Below are 8,941 nucleotides of genomic sequence, written 5' to 3'. Positions count from 1 at the left end.
CATCGACTGCAAACGCTTTGATGATGGGCCGGTGTGCAGAATCGCGCTGCCACATAAGATCAGCAGCGGAACCCACGCGCATTGGGCGGACCGAACGGTCTTGTGACAACTGTATATTGCGCGGCCACGGCACCCAAGGAAATCGGTACCTTTTCCCGGCCTTGCTTGGTCGCCAAGTAAACAGTACTAATATGTAATATTAGAAAAACCTGTTGCTGTGATTCAATCGCGCAATCCGATTGCCGCACCAGCTTTTAGTCTGACATAGGGCCGCGATAACGAAAATTGGTGGATAATATGAAGAGCACAGCACGGGCGGTTGTAATTGGTGGTGGCGTTGTCGGCGTAAGCACGTTGTACCATCTTGCCAAAATGGGGTGGAGCGATGTTGTCTTGCTTGAGCGTAAGGAGTTAACCTCCGGCTCAACCTGGCATGCCGCGGGCCTTTTGCCGCTTTTCAACCTGAGCTATTCCGTCGGCAAGCTGCATCAATATTCGGTCGGCTTATATCCGACGCTCGAGGAAGAAACCGGCCTGCATGCCGGTTTTTCGCAAGTCACGAACATCCGGCTCGCGACCACCAAAGACCGGATGGATGAGTATAATTATTATGCAGGCGTTGCGCGTACCATTGGCGTCGATGTCAATTTCCTGAGCCCCGACGACGTCAAAGATATTTGGCCGCTTGCCGACATGGACGGCGTCATCGGCGCTATCCAGCATCCCGATGATGGCTATATCCAGCCCGCCGATTTGACGCAGGCATTGGCCAAGGGCGCGCGGCAACGCGGCGCGACTATTTATCGCAACACAACCGTCACCGCGATCACGCAGCAGCCCAATGGCGAATGGCTTATCTCAACGGATCAGGGCGATATCACGTGCGAGCATGTCGTCTCCTGCTCCGGTAATTTCGCGCGTCAGACAGGCGCAATGGTTGGCCTCGATATCCCTGTGATCCCGGTCGAGCACCAATATATCGTGACCGAGCAGCATCCGGACATCATGGCGCGCAAAAAAGCGGGATTGCCCGAAATGGGTGTCCTGCGTGAATCCGACGCCAGCTATTATATGCGTGAGGAAGCGGGCGGCCTGTTGTTGGGGCCATATGAATTGGGTGCGCCGGCCTGCTATGTTGATGGTCCTTCTGCAACGAGTGAATATGAATTGTTCCCTGACGCGCTTGAACGGCTCGAGCCTTATATCCTCGCCGCCATGAAGCGTGTGCCAGCCTTTGGCGAGGTTGGCATCAAGCGCGTCTATAATGGCGCAATCGCTTATACGCCCGACGGGTCGCCTATTGTCGGACCGGCATGGGGCCTGAAAAACTTCTGGCTCAACGAAGGCCACAGTTTTGGCGTTACCGCCGCAGGTGGCGCAGGTTGGCAATTGGCACATTGGATTGTCGATGGTGAACCGACGATCGACATGATGGGCGTCGATCCGCGTCGCTTTGGCGATTATGCTGGCCGCGGCTTCTTGATTGAGAAGAACGAAGAAGCCTATGCCAAGGTCTTCACCGTGCATTATCCGGACGAGGAACGCGAAGCGGGACGCGCACTGCGTCGCACCCCTTGCTATGACCGGATGAAGGCGCTTGGCGCGGTGTTTGGCAGTGTGTTCGGTTGGGAACGCCCCAATTGGTTTGCGCCCGAGGGCTATGCGCTCAGCGAGGCTGATCTCGACAAGCCCGACGTGCTTTTGAACGACAATCATCCCGTCGTTGCCGATCAACCCATTCGCGAAAAATGGTCGTTCCGTCGGTCCAACTATTTCGAACATGTCGGCAATGAGTGTCGCCATGTGCACGAAAAAGTCGGCATTCAGGATATGAGCGCATTCGCCAAATGCGAAATATCAGGCCCGGGTGCGGAAGCCTGGCTCGACCAGCTGCTTACAAATGCAGTGCCGAAAAAGGTCGGGCGCGTAACCTTGTCCTATCTGCTCACCCGCAAGGGTGGCGTACGCAGCGAGTTCACCGTGTATAAAGCGGCACCGCAGCGTTATTATCTTGTCTCGGCTGGCGCCTATGAACGGCATGACCATGATTATTTGAAAAAGGCCCTGCCGCGCGATGGATCCGTTAGCTTTGAACGGCTGACCACGGCTATGGGCGTGCTTGTACTGGCGGGCCCGCGTTCGCGCGATGTGTTGGCGAAGCTGACCGATACCGACTTGTCCAATGAAGCCTTCCCATGGTTGACCGGCAAGAAAATGAGCATTGGTCTGGCGCAGGTCGACGCGCTGCGGGTCAATTTCATCGGTGAGCTTGGTTGGGAAATCCATCATCCGATCGAAATGCAGAATTATATTTTTGACCGGTTGATGGAGGCTGGCGCGGAGTTTGAGATTAAGCCGTTCGGTATCCGCGCGATGACGTCAATGGCGCTCGAAAAAAGCTACAAGCTTATCCCACGCGAATTGTCGGTTGAGTATTCGGCGTTTGAAAGCGGGTTGGACCGCTTTGTCAGCCTCAAGAAACCAACCTTTCATGGCCGCGAGGCGTTGCTTGCATGGCAGGAACAAGGCAGTGCCAATACGCTTGTGACGATGGAAGTGCATAATGTAACCGATGCCGATGCACGCGGGTCTGAGCCGATTTATCATGGCGATGATATCGTCGGCCGCGTGACCTCGGGCGGTTATGGTTGGCGCGTGGGCAAGTCGCTTGCGCTCGCGATGGTACGGCCTGATTTGGCGCAGATAGGCGCAGAGTTTGAAATCGCGATCTTGGGCGTTCGCCACAAGGCGACGATCATTGCGGACTCGCCGTTCGACCCTGACAATAATGCATTGAAGAGCTAAGCCCATGTCTCGTTTCGCCCCCATCGCTGATTTGCTTGCGCAGGATCGCAAGGGTCACACCCTGCCGCGCGAATTATATGTCGGCGAAGACGCTTTCGAATTTGATACGCAGGTCATGCTAAAGTCGGTTTGGCTGTATGCCTGTACCGCGGCGCATGTGAAAAATCCGGGCGATTTTTTCGTGTTCGAACTGGCGCAGAATTCCATCGTCATCGTGCGTGGCCGAGACATGCAAGTGCGCGCGTTTTGGAACAGCTGCCGGCACCGCGGGGCCAAAATCTGCCTGGAACAGCGCGGACGGGCGCCGCGTTTAATGTGCCCTTATCATCAATGGACCTATGGTCTTGATGGCCAGCTACTTGCCGCGCGCAGCATGGCGGAGGATTTTGACAAAGCAGATCATGGGCTTTCGCCGGTGGCGTTGGAAAATGTCGGCGGCCTGATTTTCATCTGCCTGAGTGATAATCCACCGCCGATTGACCGCGTAAAGGCGGACATATCCGAACAGATTTCGGTCTATGACATCGAAAAGCTAAAGGTCGTTGTTCAGGACAATTATATCGAAGACGCCAACTGGAAATTGGTGATGGAGAATAATCGCGAATGTTACCATTGCGACGTCGGTCATCCTGAACTGATTAGTGTGCTTGGAACAACAGGCTTTGGTAAAGATGCGCCCGATAATGCGGCGAAGCATGAAGAGTGGAGAGCACTCGGCATCGACCATGACCTGATCGAATTTCCCGACGGCTGGTGGCACCGGGTCGCGCGTCTGGCGCTGGCCAATGGTGCGGTTACGCAATCGATAGATGGCAAGCTTGCGTGTCAAAAATTGATCGGGCCATTTACCGCGCCTGAAACGTCGAGCCTGTCTGTTTGGACTCAGCCCAATAGCTGGCACCATTTCTGCTGTGACCATGTCGTGACATTTTCACTGACACCGATTTCGCCGGACAAGACATTACTGCGGACTAGTTGGCTGGTGCACGAAGATGCGGTTGAGGGCGTCGATTACGATCCCGACCATTTGGCCGCATTGTGGCGCAAAACAAATGAGCAGGACGGGCATTTCTCCGCGATCAACCATCGCGGTATCGCCAGTGATGGCTATATTCCGGGGCCATATGCCGTGGAGGAAAAGCTGGTCGACGACTTTAAGAGTTTCTATGTGGACTGCGCTAAAGCTGCGCTTGAGAAAATATCATGACCCACCACAGTGCCTTCAGTCTCTTCGCCAAAGCGCTTGGCGGACATCAGGATTGGCCCGAACAATGGCCCGATGCCGCACCAAAACCGGCTTATGATGCCATCATCGTCGGCGGCGGCGGACACGGGCTGGGCGCGGCATATTATCTCGCCAAAAAATATGGGATTACCAACGTCGCCGTGCTTGAAAAAGGCTGGATCGGCGGCGGCAATACTGGGCGTAACACCACGATCATCCGGTCAAACTATCTCTATGACGAAAGCGCGCATCTTTATGATCATGCGGTGAAGCTTTGGGACGGGTTGAGCCAGGAACTTAACTACAATGTCATGTATTCGAAGCGCGGCGTCATGATGCTCGCGCACAATGTGCATGATGTGCAGAGCCTGCAGCGGCATATCAATGCCAACCGGCTGAACGGTGTCGACAATGAATGGCTGACGCCGCAGCAGGCCAAAGATTATTGCCCGCCGCTGAACATTTCGCCAGACGCGCGGCATCCCGTGTTGGGTGCGGCATTGCAACGGCGCGGCGGCACCGCAAGGCACGATTCGGTGGCGTGGGGCTATGCGCGGGCCGCGGCAGCTTTGGGCGTTGATATCATCCAGAACTGCGCCGTAACGGCTATTCGGCGCGGTGCCGATGGTGCGGTCGAAGGCGTTGAAACCACGCGCGGGCCTATCGCGACAAAGCGGATTGGCGTGTCAGCGGCGGGCAACACGTCTGTCGTTATGCAGATGGCCGGTCTGGACTTTCCGTTGGAAAGCTACCCCTTGCAGGCACTGGTTTCAGAGCCCGTCAAACCGACTTTCCCGTGCGTCGTTATGTCGAACACGGTTCATGCCTATATGAGCCAGTCGGACAAAGGCGAGTTGGTCATTGGCGCAGGTACCGACCAATATGTGAGCTACTCGCAACGCGGCGCGCTTCACATTATTGAACATACGCTCGCCGCAATCTGCGAGATTTTTCCGATTTACAGGCGGATGCGGATGTTGCGCACATGGGGCGGGATTGTCGATGTGACGCCTGACCGTTCACCGATATTGGGCAAGACCCCGGTCAAGGGGCTATATGTCAATTGCGGCTGGGGCACTGGCGGCTTTAAGGCGACGCCGGGGGCTGGGGATTTGCTGGCCTACACCATGGCGAAGGACGAACCGCATCGTATCAACGCGCCCTTCAATCTCGACCGCTTCCGCAATGGCCGGTTGATCGATGAAGCGGCAGCAGCGGCGGTGGCACACTAATGATCTTAATTCACTGCCCTTATTGTGACGAGAAACGTCCCGAAATCGAATTTGCCAATGCTGGGCAGGCGCATGTTGCCCGCCCATTGGACCCGTCAAGCCAGAGCGACGAAGAATGGGAAGCCTATCTTTTCATTCGCGCCAATCCGCGCGGACGGCACCACGAACGCTGGCGGCATGTGCATGGGTGCGGCCGCTTTTTCAACGCCGTACGCGACACAGTGACCGACAAATTTGAAACGACTTACAAGGCTGGGGAGCCGCGGCGATGAGCGGATATCGTCTCGAAAATGGCGGACGCGTTGATCGCAGCCGACCGGTTGAATTCAGCTTTGATGGACATTCCTATCAAGGTTTCGCAGGCGACACTTTGGCTTCGGCCTTGCTTGCCAATGGGATCAGCCTGTTCGGCCGATCGTTCAAATATCACCGCCCGCGCGGCATTATGGCAGCGGGCAGTGAGGAGCCAAATGCGCTCATATCGGTGGATCGCGGGGCGGGTCGCTTCACGCCCAATCTGCGCGCGACCGGTGTCGAGATTCATGCGGGGCTCAACGCCTTCAGTCAAAATCGCTGGCCGTCGCTTAAGCGCGATTTTGGCGCAATAAATGATCGGTTGGGCATGTTTTTCCCTGCTGGTTTTTACAATAAAACTTTCATGTGGCCGCGTTCTTTTTGGGAAAAGCTGTATGAACCAGCGATTCGCAAGATGGCTGGACTTGGCGATGCGCCGACCCAAGAAGATCCCGACATTTATGCATCCACCTACGCGCATTGCGACCTGTTGATCGTTGGCGCAGGACCCGCCGGTATTGATGCTGCATTGGAAGCTATGGGTTCGAACAAGCGCATCATCCTGATCGATGAACAGGATGAACTTGGCGGCGGTGCTCTGGCTGATCCGGCTCTATGGCCGTGGTTGGAGCGCAGTCGCAAAGCGCTCATCGATGCGCCCAATGTCACGATACTCATCCGCACCACAGCGTTCGGCTATTATCACGACAATTTTATTGGCGCGGTGCAGCGGTTGACCGATCACATGCCGGACAATTCGGACAGCCCGCGCGAAAAATTATGGCGCATCCGGGCCGGTGAAGTGGTCCTTGCGCAAGGTGCGATTGAACGACCGCTCGTTTTTGACGGCAACGACACGCCCGGCGTGATGCTGTCGTCTGCCGCAAAGGTTTTCGCCAATCGCTACGGCGTTGCGGTCGGCACGTCGGTCGCATTGATGACCGCGCATGACAGCGGCTGGCATGATGTCTTCGCCTTAGCAAAAGCGGGTGTCGGTATAAAAGCGATCATCGATGTGCGCACCGAGGTGTCATCTGCGCTGCTGGACGAGGCCAACCGACTTGGCATCAACGTGCACCTCAATCATAGCGTCACTGGCGTAAATGGCCGGCATCGGGTCACATCCATCCAGATCTGCAACAATGCCGATTATCTTGGCGCGCGCGTCGATTGCGATACGCTGTTGATGGCTGGCGGTTGGACGCCGAGTGTGCATTTATGGTCGCACAGCAAAGGATCGCTTGCATGGCGCGATGACATCGGCGCGTATGTTCCCGATCAACCGAACGAAAATGTGCGCTGTGTCGGGGCATGTTCAGGCGGCTGGGATTTTGGTAGCGGCGTGATTGTTGATGTGTTGCCAACGCCCAAGGACCAAAGCCGGATAAAGGCCTTTGTCGATTTCCAGAATGATGTCACGGCAAAGGATATCAAGCTGGCGGTGCGTGAGGGCTTTCGCTCTATCGAGCATATCAAGCGCTACACAACCAACGGCATGGCGACCGATCAGGGCAAGACATCGAACCTCAATGGCTTGCAGATTGCATCAACGGCACTTTCAAAGCCGGTGACCGATATTGGTCTGACAAGCTTTCGCCCGCCATATACGCCGCAGACTTTTGGTGCGTTCGCGGGCCATGCAAAGGGCGCATTGTTCCAACCGACACGGACGACCAACATCGACGGCTGGGCCGCGGAAAATTGCGCGGTGTTCGAACTGGTCGCACAGTGGCGGCGCGCGCGTTATTTCCCGCGCGCTGGCGAGGACATGCATGCGGCGGTGAACCGCGAATGCGTTGCTGTGCGGTCGTCACTCGGCATTTTTGATGCATCGACCTTGGGCAAGATTGAAGTCGTCGGCCCCGATGCCGCCGAATTCCTGAACCGCATGTATACCAACCCGTGGAAAGCGCTTGAGCCAGGCCGGTGCCGCTATGGGCTGCTTTTGAAAGAGGATGGGTTCATCACGGATGACGGTGTTTCGGCGCGGTTGGCGACCGACCGGTTCCATCTGACCACCACGACCGGCGGTGCCGCGCGTGTGCTGAATATGATGGAGGATTATCTCCAGACAGAATGGCCTGACCTTGACGTCTGGTTGACCAGCACGACCGAGCAATATGCGGTCATTGCGCTGCAAGGTCCGAATGCGCGCAAATTGTTGGAACCACTGGTGGAGGGCATTGACCTATCCGCTGACGCTTTTCCGCATATGGCCATTCGCGAAGGCACAATCTGCGGCATTCCAACGCGCCTGTTCCGGGTGAGTTTCACGGGCGAACTTGGTTTCGAAATCAACGTGCCGACGGCTTATGGCCGCGCCTTGTGGGAACATTTGATGGCAGAGGGTGCGAAATTTGACATCACCCCCTACGGCACAGAGGCCATGCACGTTCTGCGCGCCGAAAAGGGCTTCATCATCGTGGGGCAAGATACCGACGGCACGGTGACCCCGTTTGATGCTGGTCTCGATTGGGCGGTGGGCAAGAAAAAGCCGGACTTTGTCGGTAAACGGTCCATGGCGCGGTCTGACATCGTTGCGCCGGGCCGGAAACAATTGGTCGGACTCCTGACCGATGATCCCAATGTTGTACTGGAAGAAGGTGCGCAGATTGTTGCCGACCCGCGCCAGCCAATACCGATGACGATGATCGGCCATGTGACCTCTTCCTACTGGAGCGAAACGCTTGGCCGGTCGATCGCTTTTGCCTTAGTGGCAGGAGGGCACGACATGATGGGCGGCACGCTGCACATCCCGATGCCGGGCAAAACGCATTCGGCCAAAGTGAGCGGCATGGTTTTTTATGATGCAGAAGGAGCGCGGCTGCATGTCTAATGCCCTTTTCAGGAACGAACCCGTTTCTTCAACGCCTTACGTAGCCGACGGTGTCAGCATCCGCCTTGCTGCGCCGCTGAAGCGCTATTCGCTGCGGGCGCGGACTGCCGAAGCTCTGGAAACTGTGCTCAACGCAAAAGTGCCACAGAAAATCGGCGCGACCGAAGGCGGCATTGCGTGTCTTGGTCCGGATGAATGGCTCCTGCGCACGCCAGCAGACACGGCCATGCCGACCGGCGCGGGATTGCCGGTTGCCATCACAGACATCAGCGAACGGTCTATCTGCCTCGTCCTTGAAGGGCCACGCGCAGCGGAACTGCTGATGACAGGTTGCCCGCTCGACCTCGACAATTTTGCGGTCGGTCGGGCCACACGAACAATTTATGAAACGGTCGAAATCATCATCATCCGCGAGGGTGAAGATCGTTTCCATGTTGAGGTGTGGCGCAGTTTTGCCGCATGGCTATGGACGGCGTTCACAGCGGCTGCCAGCCATTGATGGTTGTTTGAGACCTTAAGGAGAGTTCATTGGCGGATTGGGACAAAGCG

6 protein-coding genes are annotated in these 8,941 nt (G+C 56.4%); all 6 read left to right on the top strand.

Going from position 1 to position 8,941, the window contains the following annotated elements:
* Positions 1 to 297: 297 nt before the first annotated feature.
* From ACIQZK_RS07785 to ACIQZK_RS07760, 6 genes are read left to right on the top strand one after another with little or no spacing between them, the layout of a single operon-like run.
* Positions 298 to 2,805, top strand: coding sequence for an FAD-dependent oxidoreductase (locus ACIQZK_RS07785; RefSeq protein WP_397575631.1), 2,508 nt, complete (start codon positions 298 to 300; stop codon positions 2,803 to 2,805).
* Positions 2,806 to 2,809: 4 nt separating this feature from the next.
* A complete protein-coding gene (locus ACIQZK_RS07780; RefSeq protein WP_397575630.1) occupies positions 2,810 to 4,012 on the top strand; it encodes an aromatic ring-hydroxylating dioxygenase subunit alpha in 1,203 nt (400 codons plus the stop codon).
* Complete coding sequence (locus ACIQZK_RS07775; RefSeq protein ID WP_324478398.1) at positions 4,009 to 5,262, top strand: sarcosine oxidase subunit beta family protein; 1,254 nt, start codon at positions 4,009 to 4,011, stop codon at positions 5,260 to 5,262. The genes ACIQZK_RS07780 and ACIQZK_RS07775 overlap by 4 nt, the downstream gene beginning before the upstream one ends.
* Positions 5,262 to 5,534, top strand: a complete 273-nt coding sequence (locus ACIQZK_RS07770; protein WP_183942237.1) for a sarcosine oxidase subunit delta — start codon at positions 5,262 to 5,264, stop codon at positions 5,532 to 5,534. Before ACIQZK_RS07775 ends, ACIQZK_RS07770 begins: the two co-directional genes overlap by 1 nt.
* The gene (locus tag ACIQZK_RS07765) at positions 5,531 to 8,392 is read left to right on the top strand and encodes a 2Fe-2S iron-sulfur cluster-binding protein (RefSeq protein ID WP_397575629.1); all 2,862 of its coding nucleotides are present in this window, start codon (positions 5,531 to 5,533) and stop codon (positions 8,390 to 8,392) included. Before ACIQZK_RS07770 ends, ACIQZK_RS07765 begins: the two co-directional genes overlap by 4 nt.
* Positions 8,385 to 8,891, top strand: coding sequence for a sarcosine oxidase subunit gamma (locus tag ACIQZK_RS07760; protein ID WP_397575628.1), 507 nt, complete (start codon positions 8,385 to 8,387; stop codon positions 8,889 to 8,891). The genes ACIQZK_RS07765 and ACIQZK_RS07760 overlap by 8 nt, the downstream gene beginning before the upstream one ends.
* Positions 8,892 to 8,941 lie beyond the last annotated feature (50 nt).

The organism is Sphingorhabdus sp., assembly GCF_044338195.1.
Taxonomy (GTDB): Bacteria; Pseudomonadota; Alphaproteobacteria; order Sphingomonadales; family Sphingomonadaceae; genus Sphingorhabdus_B.
The sequence above is the reverse complement of the archived record's forward strand: the minus strand, read 5'-3'. Positions and strand labels throughout refer to the sequence as shown.

Excerpts from the sequence above, each read along its gene's own strand:
- ACIQZK_RS07785 (WP_397575631.1), top strand. The coding sequence starts at position 298 with ATGAAGAGCACAGCACGGGCGGTTGTAATTGGTGGTGGCGTTGTCGGC.
- ACIQZK_RS07780 (WP_397575630.1), top strand. The coding sequence starts at position 2,810 with ATGTCTCGTTTCGCCCCCATCGCTGATTTGCTTGCGCAGGATCGCAAG.
- ACIQZK_RS07775 (WP_324478398.1), top strand. The coding sequence starts at position 4,009 with ATGACCCACCACAGTGCCTTCAGTCTCTTCGCCAAAGCGCTTGGCGGA.
- ACIQZK_RS07770 (WP_183942237.1), top strand. The coding sequence starts at position 5,262 with ATGATCTTAATTCACTGCCCTTATTGTGACGAGAAACGTCCCGAAATC.
- ACIQZK_RS07765 (WP_397575629.1), top strand. The coding sequence starts at position 5,531 with ATGAGCGGATATCGTCTCGAAAATGGCGGACGCGTTGATCGCAGCCGA.
- ACIQZK_RS07760 (WP_397575628.1), top strand. The coding sequence starts at position 8,385 with ATGTCTAATGCCCTTTTCAGGAACGAACCCGTTTCTTCAACGCCTTAC.